Genomic DNA, 1,391 nt, shown 5'->3' on the forward strand with positions numbered 1-1,391 from the left:
CCCTTGAGCACGGGAGCGTGCACCGGTTCGGGACTGAGACCCAGGCGGGCAAATCCAGCCCGTTGGGGGCACCCCCGGACGAAGTCTGGGGGAGATTGAGGACACCCCGCAGGGGTGCGCGTCAGCCGACAGCGCGGCTGGTCGCCGGACCCGGGTCGGGAAGACACGGCGGGCAGTCCCGGGACCTCTGGTCCAGGGCCCCGCGGCTACTCGGGGCCGCCCAGGTGGCGTGGCTCCGGCGCCCGGGCCAGTTCGTGGCGGAGGTCGTCGAGTTCGCTGCCGCCCGACATCTGGCGGGTGAGTTCGTCGAGGGAGACGGAGCCCTTCGTATGGCTCGCCGACATCGCACCCCGCTTGAGCAGGACGAAGCGGTCGCCGACCAGATAGGCGTGGTGCGGATTGTGGGTGATCAGAACGACTCCGAGCCCGGCGTCCCGCGCCGCCGCGACGTACTTCAGCACCACCCCGGACTGCTTCACGCCCAGCGCCGCGGTCGGCTCGTCGAGGACGAGGACCTTCGCGCCGAAGTAGACGGCCCGTGCGATGGCAACGCACTGGCGCTCACCGCCCGAGAGCGTGCCGATCGGCTGGTCGACATCGCGGAGGTCGATCCCCATCCGGAGCAGCTCGGCCCGGGTGGTCTCGCGCATCTTCCGGACGTCGAGCCGTCTGACGGGCCCGCGGCCCTTCGTCGGCTCGGAGCCCAGGAAGAAGTTCCGCCAGACGGGCATCAGCGGGACGACGGCCAGGTCCTGGTAGACCGTCGCGATCCCCCGGTCCAGCGCCTCGCGCGGACTGGCCAGCCGGGTCTCCTCGCCCTCGATGCGGAAGGTGCCGGCATCGTGCTGGTGCAGACCGGCGACGATCTTGATGAGGGTGGACTTCCCGGCGCCGTTGTCGCCGAGCACACAGGTGATCTCGCCCGCGTGGACGGCGAGGGAGACCCCCTCCAGGGCGCGGATATTGCCGTAGTACTTACTGACGTCGTCCAGTTCGACGAGCGCGGTCCCGGCCGTGGCTCCGGTCGCGGTTCCGGTCATTGTGTCGCCTCCGCCGGTCATCGTGTCGCCTCCGCCCGCTTGCGGACCCATGCGTTGAGCAGGGTGGCCAACAGGAGCATCGCGCCGAGGAAGAACTTGAACCAGTCCGGGTTCCACTCCGCGTACACGATGCCCTTGCTGGTCATGCCGAAGATGAACGCGCCGACCGCCGAGCCGATCGCGGAGCCGTAGCCTCCGGTGATCAGACAGCCGCCGATGACGGCGGCGATGATGTAGATCAGCTCATTGCCGACGCCCTCGCCGGACTGGACGACGTCGAACGAGAACAGCAGGTGCTGGCCGGAGACCCAGGCGGCGAACGCGACCCCCATATAGAGGCCGATCTTGGTT

General features: G+C 69.4%; 2 protein-coding genes. Both read right to left on the reverse strand.

What is annotated here, in order from left to right; genetic code table 11:
- Positions 1 to 206: 206 nt before the first annotated feature.
- Positions 207 to 1,040 (reverse strand): ATP-binding cassette domain-containing protein, encoded by an 834-nt coding sequence (locus ACWF94_RS40500; protein WP_453500298.1) that lies wholly within the window; start codon positions 1,038 to 1,040, stop codon positions 207 to 209.
- A 17-nt stretch (positions 1,041 to 1,057) separates the two neighbouring features.
- A partial coding sequence (locus ACWF94_RS40505) for an ABC transporter permease (protein ID WP_453500300.1) occupies positions 1,058 to 1,391 on the reverse strand: 334 nt, incomplete at its 5' end.

The organism is Streptomyces sp. NPDC055078 (genome assembly GCF_053607985.1).